A 20,268-nucleotide genomic window follows, 5' to 3' on the forward strand; every position below is an offset into this window, starting at 1 on the left:
TTTGTACTAAAAAAACCAATTAATCTGCATAGCGCCTTGAGGCAAGTGGCTTTTTTATATTTTACAATCGATTGGCTACGAAAAAACTGTATGTTTTTGTTTTTTTGTTATCATATTTATTTATAAGAGTCATCTTTTTATTGAACTATACAAAAAAACAATATTGAACTATACTGATTCTCAGATACCTAATAAATATCTCATTGAAATTAAACTAGGAGGTTTTATAATGGAGTTTGTGAATATAAGCTTACCGTATGATAAGAGAAAGATTATAGCAAAAATCAACAAGAATAATTTAGCTGGTGTATTGACTTCGGAAACAGAAAATTATGCAACGAAGTTGTCGCAAGAAGAAATCGTAGAAGCATCCCTGGATGCTCCGATTGGGTCAGATAAATTAGAAGAACTGGTTCGTGGCAAGAAAAAGATTGTTTTGATTAGTTCAGATCATACGCGTCCGGTTCCATCAAAGATTATTACGCCTATATTACTTAAACGAATTCGGCAGATTAAGCCGGATGCAGATATTAAAATTTTAGTTGCTACAGGCTTCCATCGTCCATCAACCAGAGAAGAACTGATTGATAAATATGGTGAAGATATTGTGAATCACGAACAGATTATCATGCATATTTCAACAGATGATGACGCTATGGTTCAAATAGGAACCCTGCCGTCTGGTGGACCATGCATCATTAATCGTATTGCAGCTGAGGCGGATCTTCTTATTGCGGAAGGTTTTATTGAATCACATTTTTTCGCGGGATTTTCTGGAGGCAGAAAGTCTGTACTGCCGGGAATTGCATCTTATAAAACGATTATGGCGAATCACTGCGGAGAATTTATTGATACGAGTGAGGCTCGCACTGGTAATCTTAAAGGTAACCTGATCCATGCTGATATGTTGTACGCCGCAAAGAAGGCAGGTCTTGCATTTATTTTAAATGTAGTATTGGATGGAAATAAAAAAATCATTGCTTCTTTTGCGGGTGATTTAGAAAAAGCACATCAAACAGGCTGCTCTTTTGTAAAAAAAATGTCGGAAGTAAAAAAAATACCTTGCGATATAGCTATTTCGACAAATGGCGGTTATCCTTTAGATCAAAATATTTATCAGGCAGTTAAAGGAATGACAACGGCTGAGTCCGTGAATAAAGAAAATGGTGTTATTATTATGGTAGCAGGCTGTGCTGACGGGCATGGTGGGGAAGGATTTTATAGAAACTTAGCTGACGTAAAAACACCAGAAGAATTTTTAGAAAAAGCAATACATACAAAACGACAGGATACGATTCCGGATCAATGGACCTCGCAAATATTAGCACGTATTCTTTCGAAACACCATGTGATTATGGTGTCGGATCTTGTCGATGAACAATTGATTAAAAACATGCATATGGAGCCGGCCAAAACATTAGATGAGGCTTTGAAACGAGCCTATGAACTGCAAGGCGAAGGGGCAAAGATAACGGTTATTCCGGATGGCCTTTCCATAATTGTAAAAGAATGAGCATAAAAAATAACCTGAGAAACGGAATATATTACAATGAGAAACAATACGAAGGAGACGAGCAGATGATCAAGGCAATGATTTTCGATTTAGATGGAACGATAGGAAATACACTTCCTCTTTGTATCAAGGCTTTTCGTCAGACAATCGAAATGTTTATGAAAAGAAGTATTAGCGATGAAGAAATTATCGCAACTTTTGGACCTTCGGAAGAAGGTACGATTTACTCGCTGATCCCGCAACAGTATGATGAGGGATTAGAAAAATATTTGCATTATTATAAACTTTTTCACAACGAATGTCCAAAAGCATTTGAGGGTATTGTGGAGATCATACAAGATTTAAAGCAAAAAGGCATACGGATAGCAATGGTGACGGGCAAGGGAAAGAAAAGTACAGATATAACCTTAGAACAATATGAAATTGGAGATTTATTTGAACAGGTTGAAACGGGTTCAATCACGGGAAGTGTAAAATTGGCAGGAATGTCAGCTGTTCTCAAAAATTTTGAAATTAAACCGGAAGAAGCCTATTATGTTGGCGATGCACCGACTGATATAACAGCTGCCAGAAAAGCAGGCGTAAGAATGATCTCGGCAGCATGGGCGGAGACCGCAGAAATCGAAAAATTGAAAAAATTAAAGCCAGATTATATTTTTGCGACAATCCATGAATTTGCCAAATTTTGCAACACAATGCCTAGAATTTCCGAATAGTATTTGTTATAAAAATCGCAATTTAGAAAGCAAACATACTTTATTGTAATATAAAATACACCCCTTTCAGAATGGTAATTGGTTTTGATACCATCATTATTACCATTTTGAACAGGGGTGTATTTCTTTTTATTAGGGTGTGGGGAATTTCTACAGCTTGGGTTTTCTATGTGGGTCTATTGGAATAAAGGTGGCTTTTTAAAAACCTTCTAGTTTTGTATTTAACGGCTTATTCGCCACAGAGATCTCCAATCATTTCAAGAATAACATGCCGATTGATAGGAAGGCCTTTGTAAGTACCTTGCACTTTGCACAGGCTTTGGCAGCCTTGCGTCATTGACCCATTGTGAGCAAATTCCGGCTCATCTAATAAAGCTGTCAATGTGATATCGAGATTCTCTATCGGAATGGAAATATGAATGCTGGCAGGGTATTGATTGCCGGTACGGCTGCTGGTCCAAATATGATCATACGTTATATCCGCATTCACATTTACTTGAGTACCATTGCGATTCAAGATGGTAGCAAAAGCATTTCGTTTTCCACCAGAATAAGTATCCCATAACGAAATGGCCCCGCTTGCATCTTCATTAAGTGTCATACCGAGCCACAACCATGCTGGCTTAAGACTTTTGTCTGATGATTTTGCAAGAAGACCTTCCGCCGAGCCAAACCCCCATTGTCTGTCGAACCATGCAGTTGCATGATCAACCTTGTATTCTTTTCCTTTAATCGTAACTGTTCCCTCGATATCCATATTGGGGAATGAAAATTGATAAGAGTTGGTGCCTAGTAAATCAAGAAGACCCGTTGTTCCATTATAAAGAATATTGTTTTTCCTCGGTCTTACAACTACGTCAACATTACCATTTTCTACTGCAAGTTTTAACGTCATTTTTTGGCAATCACCATGAAGGCTCCCAAACTCTGAATATACATTCAATTCTTTATCTGATGCGCCATGAAATGAAGAAGTTGGTCCTGTTTTTGCATTGTCTATCCAAATTTTTTCGGTACCTTCCATTAATAGAAACTCTGTATTATTGACTTGAATTGTACCAGAACCCATAAACATTTGGTGCCATTCAAAACCAATCTGCTTACCTTCAGATTCAAAATTGCAGATGATATACCAGGAATCTGCAGTGGCCTTGGGCTTTGCAGACAAATCTTCCTTGTAGTTTACAAAAAGAGGGATACCGCTATTTTTCATTAAATTTTTCTTTGACATAAAAAAAACCCCTTTACTATTTTTTAAAATTTTTTGGATATTATTTCTTGGCAATTATATACCAAGAAATAATCAGCTCACAATGATTATAAATGAACACTATGTTGATTTATGATCTTGTATTGATTATAATATAAGTAATTAAAAAATACACTAGTCAATAATCTGATTTGTGTTTTATATCAAACAGAAGAACAAGAAATGTTCATTATTAAATTTTTTGAAAGGATATATAAGAATGGATAAACAAATTCCAGACAGAAGAATTAGGAAAACTAAAAAATTATTGCGAGATACACTTTTTGAATTAATGAATGAGAAGTCATTGGATAACATTACCATCAAGGATTTGACAGAAAGAGCGGATCTGAATCGCGGTACTTTTTATTTACATTATCGCGACATATTTGACTTGCTCGAGCAAAATGAAAGAGAAATGCTGCAGGAAATGAGTGAAATTTTAAAAAAAATCGACCCTTCCGTATTTGTTGAGTATAATTTGAAAAATAAACCATACCCTCCTTTGGTTGAATTATTTGAATGGTTTAAAAATAATTTAAATTGTTGCAATGCACTCATGGGTCCCAATGGAGGTATTTCATTTTTAGAAAGAACCAAAACCGTGATTGAAAATGAATTTTACAAAAGACAAAATATAATGGACGGAAAAAATAGTGATTCAGCATTCAGTGAATATTTTTATGCCTATATAATCTTTGGATTTTTAGGAATTATTAAACAATGGTTTGAAAGTGGTGCATCAATTCCACCAAAGGAAATGGCACAAGTTTTAATAAAAATTGCATTAAATGGGTTTCAAACAGGGGCAGAAAGCCGGAAATCGCAAAAAAACCAAAACTGGTTAATATTTCCAGAAACGTAAAACCGCAACTTAGAAAACGGAATAGGCCCTATTGTATAAAAAAACTTTCAGAATGGTACTTCAAATAATCTCCATTTAATTTATAGTATGGTGGCAGGGATTTGTTGTTATTGTGGAAAATACTATAGTTATAGTGGTAATGTTGATTTAAAAAGAGTGCAACTAGTCTTCTATGCAGGCTGGTTCATTAGCAAAAAGGGGAAGAATATGAGTATTATACGTCCTAAGATACCAGCACAACTCAATCCCGTAGATACGTTTTCTTTTTATGTACAGGAATTTATGGCGGAGGAATTGCCAATTGAGGAAATTGAAATCTGTGAAGAGTGCCTTGAAGATGAAGCGTTTTTAAAAATTGAAATCCGCAAGAGCACTTTTGAAAAATGTACGTTTCATAATTGTAATTTTGAAAAAGCGACTTTTATAGATGTAGTATTTCAATCTTGTGATTTATCCAATAGTAAATTTGAAGGAGCCTATTTTGAGCGATGCCGCTTTGTCTCCTGTAAATGTATTGGTATAGATATGAGTGATATCGTTATCAAACACACAACATTTGAAGAATCAAATTTGCAATATGCATATTTCATTAAAACGAAAATAACGGATGTTTTATTTGATCGTATTGATTTTACAGAATCCTCCATTATAGAATCACAATTGAAACGCTTTGCTGTTATGAAGTCCACATTTGTGAAGACGAATTTTTTTAAAACAATGCTGACGAATGTTGATTTTAGCAATAGTGAATTGGTGGCACCCTTGGTATCGATTCCTCCAACGGAGCTTAAGGGGTGTATAGTCAATACATTTCAAGCTGCAAATTTAATCGGCCTCTGGGGTATTCAGGTTAAGCCATGAAAAATAGCTTTCTATGAAAAAATAAAAAATCATAGAAAGCTATTTTTTATGGAACTTATAAATGGTGATTTTAGCGAGTCGTTCTTCAATTTAGTAAAACAATTTATAAAACATTTGCCCAATTAAGAGTAAAATAATCGAAAGTAAAAGACGTTGAGCTATTTTTTGCGGGATGTGAGGTAAACATAAAAGACCGATTTGAGAACCAAGGATAGAACCAATCCCCATAGAAATAGCATAAGACCAATTGATGAATCCAGTTTGATAAAATACAATAAACCCTCCTGTGCAGCTGCCCAAAATTAAAACTCTTGTCATTTGAACGGCTTTCATATAATTATGAAAATTTTTAAAATAATAAATAATGCCGAACGTAGAAGAACCAGGACCAAATCCTCCATCATAGATCGCCACTAAAAAGGGAATATATAAATTTGCTTTCATGCTAGACGAAAGCGGTTTATGGATAGCAATGCTGCCAGTCCAGTCTTTATTTTTCATTGTTACCAATAATGCAAAACAAAGCAAAAAAAATGCAACAACATTCATAGTTTGTTCAGCAACCTGGGCCGTTAATAAGGCACCGCATAGTCCACCTGCAAACGCTACGAGTACATTACGAAGTATTGACTTCGTTTGAAGCTGTTTATGCTGGATCAGATAAAATACACTTGAAATAGCAGCGATCCCAGAGGAGAATTTGTTTGTAGCAATGCTTGTTTGAATGGGGATGCCCGTTAACATCATAGCAGGAATCGTAATTAAAGCAGCGCCACCAGCTAATGTACCCAAAAAAGAAGCAATCAATCCAATGAAAATTAAAAGGAAAAATTGATAATCTATACTTGGCAGCAGCGTGCTTTCAAAGATATTACTTATGAATAATATAAGGCCAAGAATAAAAAATATAGCTTTTTTGACATGTGATTTTTGCTTTGACGAGGGGGCGGCTTCTTTTTTCAGTATATGTGTATTCATGACTTTATTTATCTCCTTTGCTTCTTTACATAAATGATATACAATAAATAATAATAAATCCAATATATGTTTTATGATGAATCATAAAATTTTCTTATAAAAGGAGACAAAGCAATGAATCTTCACACGCTTCGTATCTTTACGGCGGTGGCATCGATAAAAAGTGTTACGGAAGCTGCTGAATTTCTTTCGATTAGCCAGCCAGCGGTAACGATGCAGATTCGAAATTTGGAAAGAGAAACTGGATTAAAGTTGATTGAAGCAAACGGCAGGGGGATAAAATTAACGCATGCCGGTAAATTTCTATTTAAACAAGCTGAATATTTATTTGATATGGAAAAAGACCTTGAATATAAATTAGACCAATTTAAAAACGGGGAAATTGAAGATTTACGCATTGCATCAACTTATTTACCCGCTAATTTTCTATTACCGTTAGGATTAGCTCAGTTAAAAAAAGAAGCACCGTCTGTAAACGTAAAATTATATAGTGGTAATTCAACGGAGACATTGGAACGATTAATTCACTATAAAGCCGATGCTGCTTTTGTCGTAAAAGAAGCTTGGCAACAACCAGAGCTTAATCTTATTCATTTAATGGATCTTGATTTTTGGTTTATTGTTCCTAAAGGACATAAATATGCTGGCAAAGAAATATCATTATCTGATTTAGTACAAGAACCATTTTTGTTAAGGGAAGAAGGAAGTTCAACAAGGGAAATCTTGTTTGCTTTATGTAAAGTCCACGGTGTGGCAAATCCTAAAATAGGCGTACAATTTTATGGGCTGAATGAATCAATTCATGCTGTTATCGCTGGCTATGGGACGATGCTAGACCCTTCACTGGCAGTAGCAGAACATTTGCAGCGTAATGAGGTTGGGCGAGTTCGTGTAAAAGGAATAAAAATAAAACGTCCAGTATATTTCTGCAGTCGAAAGACAGACAAAGAAATATCGCCCTCTATCATAAAAATTCTTGAGATCATAAAACAAAAATTTGTTCATTCCTAGCCGCACTACAATAAGCTTTTTTTAGATTAGACACAATCGGGATTATGTTGTCATAACAGTATTAACATATTCTTAATAAAAACGTAACCATTTACCCTCCGTAAGACATTAAAATAAAAGAATACAAGATATTTACAGTAACGGAGGGATTTTTGTGAAACAAGAAAAAAGTTTGCTTGATCTATTTCAAGAAACAAACAAGGGCATTAGCCGTCGACTTTTTTTAGAAACGTGTGGTGCTTCTCTAGTAGCTGCTGCTTTACCGATAAACCTGACGAAAGTATTCGCAGCTGAGGCAGTTGCTTCAGCAGGTCATCTGACACTTACTTGGAGCCTTGATCCAAAAACTACACAAACGATTGCCTGGGCTACAGAAGAAAACAGTGAAAAAGGTAGCTTGCAAGTCATAAAAACGAGTATTTATAAAAAAAGTGGTTGGGAAAAAGCGGTTATTATAGAAGCGGATCATGAACTTTTCAAAACCAATACAGAAAGTGTTATGCTTCATTATGCTACGGCTGTCTCCCTGAAACCTGGAACGATTTATACATATCGTGTCAAAATCGATGATAATTGGAGCGAACCTTTGCAATTTTCTACACAACCAGATAAAGTAGATTCTTTTAAATTTCTTGTTTTCGGAGATTCACAAAGTGGACTGCCTAAAAACCCAGAATATGGGCCATGGCAAAAAACAATCAATAATGCTTATGCCGCTCATCCCGATGCCGCATTTTTTATGAATGTCGGAGATCTTGTTGAAGTGGGGCAAGACTATGCTCATTGGAAAAACTGGTATGCCGCTGCAAAAGATGTTATTGATAAAATTCCTAGCATGTCGGTACCGGGGAATCATGAAACATATGATGTACCGGAAGAAAATCATTCCGTTTTGCCGCTCTATTTCAAAAAACAATTGCATCTGCCAATGAATGGACCCGATGCACTCAAAGGACAAGTATATTCTTTTGATTATGGCAATACACATTTTGCGGTTCTAGATAGTCAATTGGAGGAAGAACATTCCTACGTTGACCATATGCTGGAACTTCAAGCAAACTGGCTTGATCAAGATCTTACAAACAGCAAACAGGAATGGAAGATTGTTTTGTTCCATAAAACCCCGTACTATAACAAGGCTACCCGTTCGAATGAACAAGTAAAAGCAGTTTTGACACCTGTTCTCGATAAACATCATGTCGATCTGGTTATCAATGGACATGATCATGGCTATTCACGTACCTATCCGATTTATCAGGATACGTTTGTTGATACGCCGGCAAACGGAACCGTATACCTAGTTGCTGGGCGCAGCGGCAATAAATATTATACGGATTTATCGCCTAAAGTATGGGATGCCTTTTTCCACGATCCACAAGCTGAACCGAATTATATAACGATTACGGTTAATCAAAAAGTTCTTACCATAAATGCCTATACACAAAGTGGTGAATTGATTGATGTATATAGTATCGATAAGCAAAAACAAATCGATATTCCACGCACGAGTTTACCAGAACCATCCAACAATACGCTTTTAGTCATTTGGGGGAATCTACTGCAAACACCTTTAGTTGTAGTACCGCCACAAAAAATATCCGGTGTCTGGCATATTCCATTACGCAGTTTTATCGAATTCATCGGTGGTCAGATAGATGGTGATAGTGAGGGGAATATTATTGCATCGTATCAAAAAACGACTGCATTATTAAAACTTAACGCTACACAGGCAAATCTAAATAGAGAAGTGTTTACTTTGACCTATCCACTTACCTTGCTTAAGGGAACAGCCATGATATCGGTTGATGATGTCAAGACAATGTTTAACTTCCAAAGTCGCTACGACAAAGCAACGAATATGTTGTTCGTTGTAAAATAAGGATCGGGAATTTATTCAAAAAATGAATGAACGCCCTGAGTCTAAAAATTTGCTAGGGGATACAGCCAATTACTGACTTTTAAGGTATATTGGAATTATTTATGAGAGACGTTTCGTAAAAATATAAAAGACGATATAGATTAGGCCATTACAAGCCAAATTTATATCGTCTTTTTTGTATGTATTTCATTTTTTTTCAGGCAAATATTCACCAAACATTTTTTGCAATTGAACTTTTGCCCAAATACGTATATCTGGATCAGTGGTATTTAGTATACTGCGGAGGTTATCTAATAAATCTTCCGTTTCTTCATTGCTATTCGGAATTTGTTTTAAGTCTAATGAAGTATGAGTTCCCGTTAATAACCAATCAAAGGATACACTACAATTATTGGCTACGGTGAATAGATAACTAATACTAGGTTTTCCACCCCGCTCTGTATTTTTCACATAAGAGGATGATACATTCATTAAATTAGCAAGGTCTTGCTGTGACATATTAGCAGATTTTCGCGCTTCTTGTAATCGTTTTCCTATTTCTAAATAGTTAGGTTCCATAAAATAAAATCCTTTCTATAAAAGCATATATTTATAACTTTAATATTGACTAAGAACAAATATGTGTCTATAATAAAGGTGTAGATCAGATAGGGAAATAAATAAGTGTCTTGAACTATTTGTTGATATGAAAGCATGACAAATAAGATTTTTCAACGTAAATGTTAAAAATAAGTAGAATTCATATTTATTTTTGGTGGGGTGCTTTTTATCAAAAGTATTATTGCACAATAAAAAAAGCTTGTTTGGTTAAAAACTAAACAGTCTTGATCAAAACTATCAAAGTAGAAAAAGACTCTTTAAAACGGTTCGATAATTCCGTCATGTATTCCTTTCAGAAAAAAGAAAAACGGGAATTTATATGGGCAAATCTAGTTGATTGCAACCCATACTGTATTGTTTCGCTTCCATATATTGCTATAGCAATTATAACATAATTAAAAAGAAGAAAACACGTGTGAAAACAAAATTCATCTTTATCTATGGAAATTTGTATCTTGTGAAAGGCGGGGATTGCTTTGGAAAATTTGGCGGAAATTCGTAAGGCAAAGGGGTGGTCACAACAGGAGTTAGCAGATAAATCTGGGGTTTCACAAACTTATATATCGGAATTGGAAGCGAATAAAAAACAGCCAACGGTTCCGATTGCACAAAAACTGGCTTTGGCTTTAGGTGTCAGTATTGGGGAATTATTACAACCTAAATCGTAAATTTATTTATGTACGATATGGGAATTAAAATCGGAAAATTCTGTTATTTATAAGGAGGGAACATAGATTGGCTGAAATTTTATTTAATGAAACAAATATGAGACTGCGAATAGAAGCTGAGTCTTGGGAAGCAGCTGTCGGGATTGGCGGGGAACTATTGGTTGCACAGGGTTGTGTGGAGGAATCGTATATTGATGGAATGATTCAAAATGTCAGCCAGCATCGTGTAGATGTTGTCATTGCAGAAGGAATTGCCATTCCGCATACGCGCTATGAAGATGGAGCATTCCGAACGGGAATCAGTTTAGTTACGTTGAAGACACCATTATCTTTTTCTGGGTCAAAGGAAATGGTCAAGGTAGTGCTTTGCTTTTCGGCAATGAATCTACAGGATTATTGGCATATGGTGTCGTTTGCACTCGATCTGATCGAATACGGCGTGCTGGACCAGTTGACAGAGGCAAAGACTTTGGAGGAGGTGAAGTCGATCGTAGCTCTATGCTGAAAGGAGGATTTATTATAAATGAAGCAGATAAGCGAAATGTGTTCATTACGATTTGTGCCATAAAAGGCAGGCTTGGAATGGGAGGGTGAATTATGCAACAGGAACAGCAAGGGGAAAAACCTTATGTTGTGGTAATCGGGGGAGCAAATATTGATATTGGCGGGCAAGCATTTGAACCTCTTGTTTTGAAAGATTCAAATCCGGGAACGATATCAATGAAACTGGGTGGTGTAGGGCGGAATATTGCCCATAATATGAGCTTGCTTGGACTTCATGTATGTTTTATTACTGCTTTTGGTGAAGATGTTTATGCGGCAAAAATCGCTTCTTCCTGCAGTGAGCTAGGGATTGACAGCAGTTCGTCAATGCATGTCCAGCATGGTTTTACATCCACGTACCTTTTCATTGAGGGGAAGGATGGGGATATGGAGGCAGCGATTGCGGATATGGCACTTTATGAACAAATCACACCGGAATTTCTACAGACCAGGGAATTTTTATTGCAGAAGGCAGCGGTTATTGTTGTTGATACGAATATTCCAGAAAACTCAATCGCGTGGATTGCAAAGCATTGTCGGACACCGATTTTTGTTGATCCTGTATCGACGACGAAAGCGATGAAATTACAAGCGGTATTGGGATTCATTCATACGCTAAAACCAAATCTGCTTGAGGCAGAAATTCTTTCTGGTGTGAAAATTACAGATCGTGTTACGTTGCATCAAGCGGTCGATGTTTTATTAGCTACAGGCTTACAGCGCGTTTTTATTAGTATGGGAAAACAGGGCGTTATGGCGGCAGATCATAGGGGATGTAAGATGCTGCCCTGTATCAAGACCACACCAGTCGGTATGACCGGCTGCGGCGATGCGTTTATGGCAGCGCTTGTCTGGGCCTATTTGAACGAACTGGAATTAGAAGAGTCTGCAAAGGCTGGTTTGGCAGCGGCTTCTTTATGCATTGAATATCCAGAAACCGTAAATCCGAATTTGAATCAAAAACATCTTAAAGAACGAGCAAATTTTACAGAATATTCCGTTTCTACAATATAAAATATAAAGGTGGTCATTTTATGAATTTAGAAAAATATTTAGAAATCAGCAAAGAAGTAAGTGCAGCGATAAAAAATAAACAAGCGGTTGTTGCCTTGGAATCTACGATCATTTCTCATGGTATGCCTTATCCAAAAAATGTGGAAACTGCACTTCAAGTGGAAGCAGTTCTGCGTGAACATGGCGCTGTACCCGCCACAATTGCTGTAATTGGTGGAAAACTAAAAGTCGGTTGCTCGAAAGACGAAATTGAGTATCTGGGCAAGAGTGGTGCGAAAATCAATAAGGCAAGCCGCCGGGATCTTGCTGTTTTGACAGCACGTCGTGCAGATGGTGCTACTACGGTAACAACAACGATGATGATTGCTCATATGGCTGGAATTTCGGTTTTTGCTACAGGCGGAATCGGTGGCGTACATCGTGGTGCGGAAACAAGTATGGATATTTCTGCGGATTTGGAAGAAATAGCGCATACACCAGTTTTGGTAGTTTGTGCGGGAGCAAAGTCTATTCTTGATTTAGGCTTAACGTTAGAATATCTCGAAACTCACGGTGTCCCTGTGATCGGCTACCAAACGAAAGAATTACCAGCATTTTATACTCGTTATAGCGGATTTGAAGTAGATTATGAAATCGATTCTCCAAAGGAACTGGCGAAAGCATTCCATACAAGTCAGGAAATGGGTTTGTGTTCAGGAATGCTAGTGACGAATCCAATTCCTAAAGAATATTCGATGGAACATGAAGTCATTGAACAGGCAATTGCAAAAGCTGTGGAGGAAGCTCGCGTAAAGGGGATTCATGGGAAACAAACAACACCGTTTTTACTGTCCAGGATTAAAGATGTTACGGGAGGTCGCAGTCTGGAAGCCAATATTCAGCTTGTTTATCATAATGCGAAACTCGCCGCACTGACGGCGGTAGAATTGTGCAAATTAGAAACTGTCTAGAATTAGTTAAAACTTTAAGGAAAGGTGATTTTGTCTTGTGAATGTTATATTTTTGCTGACAGGGCTGGCTTTTGTGTTTGCTGTAGGATGGTTTATGAGTTCAGATCGTAAGAAGATTCGTTTTAAGAATATTGGTATTTTGTTTTCGCTGCAAATTATGATTTCTTTTTTGTGTTTGAATACATCAGGAGGTATCTATGCACTTACGGAAATTTCCAGTTTTTTTAGCTGGCTTATGGCGCAGGCTTCGGGTGGGGTTGATTTTGTTTTTGGTGGTTTTGTTTTGAAAGAAGGGGCTGCGGTATTTTTCTTTATTGTTTTGATGCCAATTGTCTTTATTTCGGCACTGGTTGGTATTTTGAACTATACAAAAATTCTACCTTTTATTATTCATTGGACAGGGTGGGTTTTGAATAAAGTTGCACGCATGGGAGAACTGGAAAGTTATTTTGCCATATCGACAGCGATTTTAGGGCAGCCGGAAGTGTTTTTAACTGTGAAAGAGCAGATTCCCAAGCTGACAGAACAGCGACTCTATACGATTTGTGCCTCGGCGATGAGTGCTGTGAGTGCGGCAATGCTGGCATCTTATATGAAGATGGTTCCCGGGCAGTATGTAGTAGTTGCGGTATTTTTAAATGTTTTATCGGCATTAATTATTTCCTGTATTGTGAATCCGTATGAACCGGAAGCGGATGATGAACTTGTGAAAATTCCGAAGGGGAACAAAGATCCTTTTTTTCAGGTATTGGGAACATATATTTTAGACGGGTTCAAATTGGCTGTTACCGTAGGGGCGATGCTGATTGGCTTTGTTTCGCTGGTAACTTTTCTAAACAGTTCATTTGATGCTTTTTTTGGTATGACGTTTACGACTTTGATCGGTTATGTTTTTGCGCCCATTGCTTTTGTTATGGGGGTTCCGGGTCAGGATATCGTCCAAGTCGGCAGTTTGATGGCTACGAAATTAATCACGAATGAATTTGTCGCGATGGGAACTTTACACGAATTGGCAAGTAATTTGACGCTAAAAGCAAATGCCATTATTTCGGTATATTTGGTTAGTTTTGCTAATTTTGGTACGGTCGGTATTATTACAGGCTCGATTAAGGCTATAAATGAAAAATCTGGTTTCCATGTGGCAAAATTTTCGATGAAATTATTAGCCGGTGCAACGTTGGCGTCTATTCTTAGTGGAACCATTGTAGGTCTGTATTTCTAAAATTAAAGTATTAAATTAGGGTATAAATCGAATTAATAATTTTATTAAAAATATTTAATTCAACTTAGACGTATGGAGGTTTTTCTTATGAAAAAAATAATTTTGGATTGTGATCCAGGGCATGATGATGCACTGGCTATGATGCTGGCACTTGCATCGCAGGATATTGAACTTCTTGCAATTACTACATCGGCGGGGAATCAGACACCACAGAAAACTTTGAAAAATGCGATGCGTTTGCTGACTTTGATGAAACAACAGAATATTCCCGTGGCAGGTGGCAATCAAAAACCTTTGTTAAACGAACTGATTATTGCTGATACTGTACATGGAGAAAGTGGATTGGATGGTGCGGTGCTGCCGGAACCGGATTTTAAAGCACAGGCTATGACGGCAATTGAATTGATCGCTAAAACTTTGCAGGAAAGTAAGGACTTGATTACTCTCGTAGTTACTGGACCGATGACGAATGCGGCCTTATTTCTTGCTGTATATCCAGAGCTTAAAACCAAGATTGAGCAGATTGTATTTATGGGCGGTGCTATGGGACTGGGGAATTGGGCACCATCTGTCGAATTTAACATCTTTGTTGATCCACATGCCGCTAAAATGGTTCTGGGTTCTGGCATACCAATCGTTATGGTACCACTAAATGTTACACATAAAGCACAAATTTTAAAATCGGAAATTGCAAAAATTCATGAAATCGGAAATCCTGTGGCGGATGTTTTTGCCGGTTTGCTTGATTTTTTTGAACGGTATCATGAAGATCCAAAATGGAGATTTAAAGGTGTGCCATTACATGATCCCTGTACAATCGCATGGCTTATAGATCCAACGATATTTCAAGAAAAATTTTTAAATGTAGCGGTTGAAGTGGATGGAGCACTTACGCAGGGCGAAACCGTGGTGGATTATTATGACTTGAGTCATCGCCAGAAGAACTGCAAGGTTTTGCTCGATATCGATCGTGATGCATTTATTAAAATGCTTATGGATGCTCTGAAAACGTTTCATTCGCAATGAAGAATATGTGAAAATGACGTGATTTTTGTTTAAAAAGAAACAGAGGCACTGTCCCAAAGTGGGGCAGTGCCTCTGTGGCTGTCAACCGATAAAATTAGTATACCATATTTATTTGTCCAAATACTGTTTTTTCATTAAAAAATAAAAAGGAATACCGATAATGAGACCGCCGAGACCAATTAGAATTTTCTCTAAATCAGATTGGACAAGCAGCCAAACACTTACAATGACAGAAATGAGTGGAATAACGGGTCCAAAGGGAAGGCGAAGGGAGCTTTTTTCTGTGGGATTTTTCTTGCGAAGGACAATAACGGCCAGGCAGGTTGGGAGATACTGGGTAAATCTCGATACTACACTGATGGCTGCCAGCTGAGTAAAGGAGCCGGAAAGTGCAATGAAAATCGTCAAAATTGCTGAAAAAGCAATGGCTACATAAGGTGTGCCATATTTGCTGTATCTTGAAAATACAGGTGGCAGTAATTTATCATCAGCGATGGCTACAATGTTTCGTGGTGTTAAAAAAGAAGCAGCAATATTGATGCCGCCAATTGAAATCAATGTACCGGCCGTTACAAGAATGCCACCAACTGGACCCAAAAATTCAGATGCTGCGGTGGCAATCGGTGTCTGCGTATTGGCGAGTGACGTGCCTAAAATGCCGATCGAAACTGCCTGGATGGAAAGGTAAAAAGCTGAAACAATTAGCATCACAACAAGAATTGCTCGAGGCAGATTCTTTTTTGGATCATCCATGTCTTCGGCGGCCGAGGAGATGGATTCAAATCCGGTAAATGCATAAAATATGAGTAATGCCGCTGCACCAAACGAGCTGGTTTCAGTTACTTGAGTCGTAAAAAACGGGGTGAAATTTCCACCGTTTATAAAGAAAATACCGACACTGATGAAAAGGAGCAGTGGCAGAATTTTCCCAATCGTAACAATGTTATTGAGGATTTCTGATAATTTTACGCCAAGAATATTAATAATAGCAAGAAATGTAATTAAGGCAATGATAATGCTGTTTTTGTAAATAGGTTCACTGGCTATGGGCCATACGGCTGAGAGTGCCGTGACAAAACCATTGGCCATTGTGGCCCAGGCAATAATACTGACTGCTGCTTTCATAAAGCCGACTTCAAAACCGACAAAATCCCCAAAAGCGGCTTTTGCATAGACATAAGGACCGCCGTTTTTCTTGAAGAGACCGCTGAGTTCGGCAAAACATAATGCCATTGAAATTGCTAAAATCATATCAAATAAAATCACAATCAGGGAAAATGAACCAGTCAATGCGTAAGCTTTATTCGGCAGTAAAAAAATACCGGAGCCAATGATCGCATTGATTCCTAATAAAACAATGCTCCAAAAACCAAATTTGTTTGTACTCATAGAATCACCTATTTTCTTTAAGATTTTTCAAGTAAGAGCTTAAATAATTTACGCATATCTTGATTTACACCAGATAACATTTCTGGATGCCATTGGACAGCTAGGATAAAGGAACCTGTTTCTTTTTCCATTGCTTCAATAATACCATCAGCAGCGGTTGCTGTAATTTTAAATCCGGGTGCCAGGTCTTTAACTGACATATGATGGAAGGAATTGACTAAGGTTTGTGAGCCGAAAATTTCGTAGAGATAGGAGTCCTTTTCAATTTTCACGGAATGTGAGACTTGTGTTGGTGTATGTCCCTGCGAATGTTTGATATAGGACCCTTCAGATAAAGAACAGTCCTGATATAAAGTTCCACCACAAGCTGTATTGATGATTTGAATGCCGCGGCAAATGCCAAGAATTGGTTTTTTCATTTCGAGTGCATATTTGATGAGTGCCAGATCAAAGGTATCACGCTGCGCGAGGGTCATGCCAAGCAGATGATGTGGTTCTTCACCGAATAACAAAGGGTTCACATCATATCCACCAGAAATAACGAGTCCGTCAATACATGCAAGTTGTGCTTTGATGATTTCTTCATCGGTATTTACAGGGATAATCAAAGGAATACCACCTGCGTCGAGGACGGATCTTACATAGTCGTGATTTACATAAGCTCTTGGATAACCTGGAAACATACCGCCTTCATCAAACATGATGCTGCCAGAGATTCCGATAATTTTTTTCATGGGTAGTTCACTCCTTGGTTCGATGTGTAAATTGAATGAATAGATTTTTAATTCATTATATAGCATCATAATACATTTCTTTGAAAAAATAAATAGTAAAAATACATGTTTAGTCAAGTTTTTTGCGGATGGCTTTATTGAGCATGATTTGTAGAATTTCAGCATCGGTTTGGGTCATGCCCTGGCAGGCTAATTGACCAAGGTTTTTAATTGATTGATCGACATTTTCATCGACGATTCCTTCATTGCCGGTTACTCGTGTTTCATCAAGTGCCATTAGGACTGCTTTGTAGGCTGAGGCAGCAGATGTGGATACTTTCATCGCGCAGCTGTTTGACGCACCATCACAGATCATACCAGCTACATCTCCGATCATATTTGAAATTGCCATGTTTACGCAGATGATATTGCGTTTTAAAAGCCAGGCCATGCCGGCGGCAGCACCCATCGCGGCGGTTGTTACAGCACATAAAGCTGATAATTTTGGCAGCTTATCATGAATATAGATCGCGGTCATATGTGATAAAATAAGGGCTCGAATCAATGTTTCACGATCTACCTTTAGATATTCAGCCACCACAACTACGGGCATGGTAGCCGTTATTCCCTGATTCCCTGAACCGGAATTTGTCATCGCCGGGAGGTTGGCTCCGCCCATGCGGGCATCGGAAGCAGCCGTTGTCCGCATGAGGAGTTGAGTCAAAAGACCGTCGGGTAGGAGTCCTGTTTCAATTTGACGATTCATGGTCGCACCGATATGCAGACCATAGGTACCGCGCATCCCTTCGGCTGATAATGAGATATTGAGATTGGCCGCATCATGAATAAAATCAATTTGTTCAATGGGAACTTCTGTGGCAAATTCAAAAATATCCTCCATTTGCAGGTCGGCTAAGGAATACACAATGGGTTCGGCTGTATTATCTTGCTCAGTAGAAGCTTCAAATAAAGTCAGATCATTTTTTTCGATTTTAATGATATTGGTATGCGTGTCAGCAATTGTTACTCTTGCCCATTGCTTACCATGAAATACCTGAGCTTGTGCGAAGAGGATATTGGGGACATCGGCGATTGAAAGTTCGACACGATGTTCTTTGACCATACATTTTGCATCGGCAATTTGTTTTTCTGTAAGTGTCTTTAAAACTTCAAGCTGCCCTTCCGGATCACCACCGATAGCTCCTACGGCTGCGGCAATCAATAAACCTGTAGTTTCTGTGCCGGGAACGGTTACGCCCATACCGTTTTTCATGAGATTGGCTGATACCTTTGCTTGGATTTTTTCTACAGGCAAGCCTAGGGTTTTGGCCGCCGTCGCTGCAGCTAATGCCAGTGAGATTGGTTCCGTACAGCCGAGTGCGGGAACGACTTCTTTTTTGATGACTTTAATCAATTCGCTCCATTTCAAATTATGGTTGATCGATTTTTGATGCATCATTGTCATACCTCCTGTGGATTTATCGCCATTCATATGTAAGAAAAAAGCTTAAAGGGTTTAAATCTTTAAGCGGTCTAATTCAAGTTTTTATACTGCTTATTTTTTATCTATGAGATGTAATTTCTTTAAATTATATATATGTCTAGTAATCATATAATTTCATATTCTAAATTGCAATATAAATCTAACAGAAAAGGAAATTATGGAAAAATTTCATTGTAATCAAATAAAAACGGCTTATAATAAAATTGAGTCTATATAAGTTGCATTAAATGTTCTATATCCCATGCTTGGCAGACTGATAGGCTAGATGTAATTCCTTTAATGCATTATATATAATGAAATTTAAATGAGGTGAATTTATGATTGATTTCCATAAACGGATAGTAGCTTTTCTTGCTGTGCTGGCAATTTTTTTGCTGGGTTATACAGCAACATCGCTTGCTGGGGGAGATGTTACTGCAAAAACGACGGCCATTGAACCGACAACAACCTGGGCAGTAGAAAATATGCCAGAAGCAGATCGACAGCATTATGCAGGGGAATTTTGGCGCCTTGATGCAGAAGATAATGAAGATCTGCCAAAGAATTTTCGTACGAGCCTGGATACAGTAGGAAAAGTAAATGGTATTCTGCCGGATAGTACGGGGATGGATAAACTGAAAATATCTGGCAGCGGTCAAATGTCAGAGTCGGGTATGGAGGGGTTGCTGGAAACCATAAGGACAAAAACAGATGTCCCTATTTATATTGTCGATCTGCGTCAGGAAACGCATGGATATTTGGATGGTACAGCTGTGAGCTGGTATGGTAAACGTAATTGGGGAAATATTGGTAAAAAAACAGAGGATATTATCAAGGCGGAATCGGTTCTTTTGCAAGACGCACTAGCTGTGGAGACAAATGTGTATCCTTTAGATAAATCAAAACATAAGGCGGAAGATGCGGCGATTACTTTTACACCACTGGAAACAAAAACGGAAGCGGAAGTTGCGGCAGAATATGGTGCAAACTATTTTAGAATTACTTCGACGGATCATATTTGGACAAGCCCGGAAAATATTGATCGTTTCATCGCTTTTTATAGGACTCTGCCAAATGATGTGTGGCTGCATTTTCATTGTATGGCTGGAGAAGGTCGAACCACCACATATATGGTTCTTTATGATATTTTAAAAAATGGCATGAATGTTTCTCTTGCTGATATTGTAGCTCGTCAGTATGTTATTGGCGGCATTGATATCATGGCAACGAATGAATCAAACAAAATGACTCATGCAGCTGCACCAGTGACTGATACAGCAATAAATAGTTGGAAGCAAAGCTTTGGACAAGAACGTACAGAAATGATACCTTTGTTTTATCAGTATGTTCGTGAAAATCCAAAACTAGATATAAGCTGGTCGGAATGGCTGCGTCGTGAGAAAAAAACAATATGATCGGTTTTTACTGTTAGAGCACTTATATAAATAAATACACTAAGAGAGGAAAAATGTACTTTCTAGAAATACTACATGTAAAATATTTAGATTAAAACACGAAAAAAATGATATTTTTCTTGACTGTTGTATATGATGCGGAATATAATGTATACATTGTATTTCCGGGAGAG

At 37.8% G+C, this 20,268-nt stretch carries 19 protein-coding genes; 13 read left to right on the plus strand and 6 right to left on the minus strand.

The window, feature by feature from the left end; translation table 11 throughout:
- Positions 1-229: 229 nt before the first annotated feature.
- Both larA and F606_RS0113730 read left to right on the plus strand, forming a co-directional pair.
- Positions 230-1,513: a nickel-dependent lactate racemase gene (larA, locus tag F606_RS0113725; RefSeq protein WP_019554461.1), complete on the plus strand. Its 1,284-nt coding sequence runs from the start codon at positions 230-232 to the stop codon at positions 1,511-1,513.
- 65 nt (positions 1,514-1,578) lie between these two features.
- Complete coding sequence (locus tag F606_RS0113730) at positions 1,579-2,229, plus strand: HAD family hydrolase (protein ID WP_019554462.1); 651 nt, start codon at positions 1,579-1,581, stop codon at positions 2,227-2,229.
- A 229-nt stretch (positions 2,230-2,458) separates the two neighbouring features.
- Here the strand turns inward: F606_RS0113730 and F606_RS21170 are convergent, their stop codons facing one another.
- Entirely contained in the window at positions 2,459-3,460 is a 1,002-nt protein-coding gene (locus tag F606_RS21170; RefSeq protein ID WP_019554463.1) for a lipocalin-like domain-containing protein, read from the minus strand.
- A 238-nt stretch (positions 3,461-3,698) separates the two neighbouring features.
- On the opposite strand from F606_RS21170, the gene F606_RS21175 reads away from it, so the two are divergent.
- On the plus strand, positions 3,699-4,343 hold the full coding sequence (locus tag F606_RS21175; RefSeq protein ID WP_019554464.1) for a TetR/AcrR family transcriptional regulator: 645 nt from the start codon (positions 3,699-3,701) through the stop codon (positions 4,341-4,343).
- A gap of 207 nt (positions 4,344-4,550) precedes the next feature.
- A complete protein-coding gene (locus F606_RS0113745; protein WP_019554465.1) occupies positions 4,551-5,204 on the plus strand; it encodes a pentapeptide repeat-containing protein in 654 nt (217 codons plus the stop codon).
- 90 nt (positions 5,205-5,294) lie between these two features.
- On the opposite strand, the gene F606_RS0113750 is transcribed toward F606_RS0113745, so the two are convergent.
- Positions 5,295-6,182: a sulfite exporter TauE/SafE family protein gene (locus F606_RS0113750; protein WP_019554466.1), complete on the minus strand. Its 888-nt coding sequence runs from the start codon at positions 6,180-6,182 to the stop codon at positions 5,295-5,297.
- Between the two features lie 114 nt (positions 6,183-6,296).
- Here F606_RS0113750 and F606_RS0113755 point away from each other — a divergent pair, with 114 nt between their 5' ends.
- Both F606_RS0113755 and F606_RS0113760 read left to right on the plus strand, forming a co-directional pair.
- A complete protein-coding gene (locus F606_RS0113755; RefSeq protein WP_019554467.1) occupies positions 6,297-7,193 on the plus strand; it encodes a LysR family transcriptional regulator in 897 nt (298 codons plus the stop codon).
- Positions 7,194-7,347: 154 nt separating this feature from the next.
- The gene (locus F606_RS0113760) at positions 7,348-9,072 is read left to right on the plus strand and encodes a purple acid phosphatase family protein (protein ID WP_019554468.1); all 1,725 of its coding nucleotides are present in this window, start codon (positions 7,348-7,350) and stop codon (positions 9,070-9,072) included.
- A 186-nt stretch (positions 9,073-9,258) separates the two neighbouring features.
- On the opposite strand, the gene F606_RS21180 is transcribed toward F606_RS0113760, so the two are convergent.
- Positions 9,259-9,630 carry a type II toxin-antitoxin system RelB family anti-toxin gene (locus F606_RS21180; RefSeq protein WP_019554469.1) on the minus strand — a complete coding sequence of 124 codons (372 nt, stop codon included), beginning with the start codon at positions 9,628-9,630 and terminating at the stop codon, positions 9,259-9,261.
- A 518-nt stretch (positions 9,631-10,148) separates the two neighbouring features.
- Between F606_RS21180 and F606_RS0113770 the strand changes: the two genes are divergently transcribed.
- From F606_RS0113770 to rihA, 6 genes are all read left to right on the plus strand, one after another.
- Positions 10,149-10,340 (plus strand): type II toxin-antitoxin system RelB family anti-toxin, encoded by a 192-nt coding sequence (locus tag F606_RS0113770; RefSeq protein ID WP_019554470.1) that lies wholly within the window; start codon positions 10,149-10,151, stop codon positions 10,338-10,340.
- A 67-nt stretch (positions 10,341-10,407) separates the two neighbouring features.
- Positions 10,408-10,845 (plus strand): PTS sugar transporter subunit IIA, encoded by a 438-nt coding sequence (locus F606_RS0113775; protein WP_019554471.1) that lies wholly within the window; start codon positions 10,408-10,410, stop codon positions 10,843-10,845.
- Between the two features lie 92 nt (positions 10,846-10,937).
- Positions 10,938-11,897, plus strand: coding sequence for a carbohydrate kinase family protein (locus F606_RS0113785; RefSeq protein ID WP_019554473.1), 960 nt, complete (start codon positions 10,938-10,940; stop codon positions 11,895-11,897).
- 20 nt (positions 11,898-11,917) lie between these two features.
- Positions 11,918-12,847: a pseudouridine-5'-phosphate glycosidase gene (locus F606_RS0113790; RefSeq protein ID WP_019554474.1), complete on the plus strand. Its 930-nt coding sequence runs from the start codon at positions 11,918-11,920 to the stop codon at positions 12,845-12,847.
- A gap of 37 nt (positions 12,848-12,884) precedes the next feature.
- Positions 12,885-14,069, plus strand: coding sequence for a NupC/NupG family nucleoside CNT transporter (locus tag F606_RS0113795; RefSeq protein WP_019554475.1), 1,185 nt, complete (start codon positions 12,885-12,887; stop codon positions 14,067-14,069).
- Between the two features lie 87 nt (positions 14,070-14,156).
- Positions 14,157-15,095, plus strand: coding sequence for a pyrimidine-specific ribonucleoside hydrolase RihA (rihA, locus tag F606_RS0113800; RefSeq protein WP_019554476.1), 939 nt, complete (start codon positions 14,157-14,159; stop codon positions 15,093-15,095).
- Positions 15,096-15,203: 108 nt separating this feature from the next.
- Here rihA and F606_RS0113805 read toward each other — a convergent pair whose 3' ends face one another.
- The 3 genes from F606_RS0113805 to F606_RS0113815 all read right to left on the minus strand — a co-directional run bounded on the left by F606_RS0113805 (position 15,204) and on the right by F606_RS0113815 (position 18,656).
- Positions 15,204-16,484: an APC family permease gene (locus F606_RS0113805; RefSeq protein WP_019554477.1), complete on the minus strand. Its 1,281-nt coding sequence runs from the start codon at positions 16,482-16,484 to the stop codon at positions 15,204-15,206.
- A gap of 17 nt (positions 16,485-16,501) precedes the next feature.
- Positions 16,502-17,218 (minus strand): gamma-glutamyl-gamma-aminobutyrate hydrolase family protein, encoded by a 717-nt coding sequence (locus F606_RS0113810; protein ID WP_019554478.1) that lies wholly within the window; start codon positions 17,216-17,218, stop codon positions 16,502-16,504.
- A gap of 109 nt (positions 17,219-17,327) precedes the next feature.
- On the minus strand, positions 17,328-18,656 hold the full coding sequence (locus F606_RS0113815; RefSeq protein ID WP_019554479.1) for an L-cysteine desulfidase family protein: 1,329 nt from the start codon (positions 18,654-18,656) through the stop codon (positions 17,328-17,330).
- A 362-nt stretch (positions 18,657-19,018) separates the two neighbouring features.
- Here F606_RS0113815 and F606_RS0113820 point away from each other — a divergent pair, with 362 nt between their 5' ends.
- Positions 19,019-20,095 carry a protein-tyrosine phosphatase family protein gene (locus F606_RS0113820; RefSeq protein ID WP_019554480.1) on the plus strand — a complete coding sequence of 359 codons (1,077 nt, stop codon included), beginning with the start codon at positions 19,019-19,021 and terminating at the stop codon, positions 20,093-20,095.
- The last annotated feature ends 173 nt before the right edge of the window (positions 20,096-20,268 follow it).

Origin of the sequence: Propionispira raffinosivorans DSM 20765 (assembly GCF_000381065.1) — a bacterium.
GTDB lineage: Bacteria > Bacillota > Negativicutes > Selenomonadales > Selenomonadaceae > Propionispira > Propionispira raffinosivorans.

Bases quoted from the DNA above. Each gene is read 5' to 3' on its own strand.
- F606_RS21170 (WP_019554463.1), bottom strand. From the start codon at position 3,460: ATGTCAAAGAAAAATTTAATGAAAAATAGCGGTATCCCTCTTTTTGTA.
- F606_RS0113815 (WP_019554479.1), bottom strand. From the start codon at position 18,656: ATGATGCATCAAAAATCGATCAACCATAATTTGAAATGGAGCGAATTG.
- F606_RS0113785 (WP_019554473.1), top strand. From the start codon at position 10,938: ATGCAACAGGAACAGCAAGGGGAAAAACCTTATGTTGTGGTAATCGGG.
- F606_RS0113745 (WP_019554465.1), top strand. From the start codon at position 4,551: ATGAGTATTATACGTCCTAAGATACCAGCACAACTCAATCCCGTAGAT.
- F606_RS0113750 (WP_019554466.1), bottom strand. From the start codon at position 6,182: ATGAATACACATATACTGAAAAAAGAAGCCGCCCCCTCGTCAAAGCAA.
- F606_RS0113820 (WP_019554480.1), top strand. From the start codon at position 19,019: ATGATTGATTTCCATAAACGGATAGTAGCTTTTCTTGCTGTGCTGGCA.
- F606_RS0113790 (WP_019554474.1), top strand. From the start codon at position 11,918: ATGAATTTAGAAAAATATTTAGAAATCAGCAAAGAAGTAAGTGCAGCG.
- larA (WP_019554461.1), top strand. From the start codon at position 230: ATGGAGTTTGTGAATATAAGCTTACCGTATGATAAGAGAAAGATTATA.
- F606_RS21180 (WP_019554469.1), bottom strand. From the start codon at position 9,630: ATGGAACCTAACTATTTAGAAATAGGAAAACGATTACAAGAAGCGCGA.
- F606_RS21175 (WP_019554464.1), top strand. From the start codon at position 3,699: ATGGATAAACAAATTCCAGACAGAAGAATTAGGAAAACTAAAAAATTA.
- F606_RS0113730 (WP_019554462.1), top strand. From the start codon at position 1,579: ATGATCAAGGCAATGATTTTCGATTTAGATGGAACGATAGGAAATACA.
- rihA (WP_019554476.1), top strand. From the start codon at position 14,157: ATGAAAAAAATAATTTTGGATTGTGATCCAGGGCATGATGATGCACTG.
- F606_RS0113805 (WP_019554477.1), bottom strand. From the start codon at position 16,484: ATGAGTACAAACAAATTTGGTTTTTGGAGCATTGTTTTATTAGGAATC.
- F606_RS0113755 (WP_019554467.1), top strand. From the start codon at position 6,297: ATGAATCTTCACACGCTTCGTATCTTTACGGCGGTGGCATCGATAAAA.
- F606_RS0113810 (WP_019554478.1), bottom strand. From the start codon at position 17,218: ATGAAAAAAATTATCGGAATCTCTGGCAGCATCATGTTTGATGAAGGC.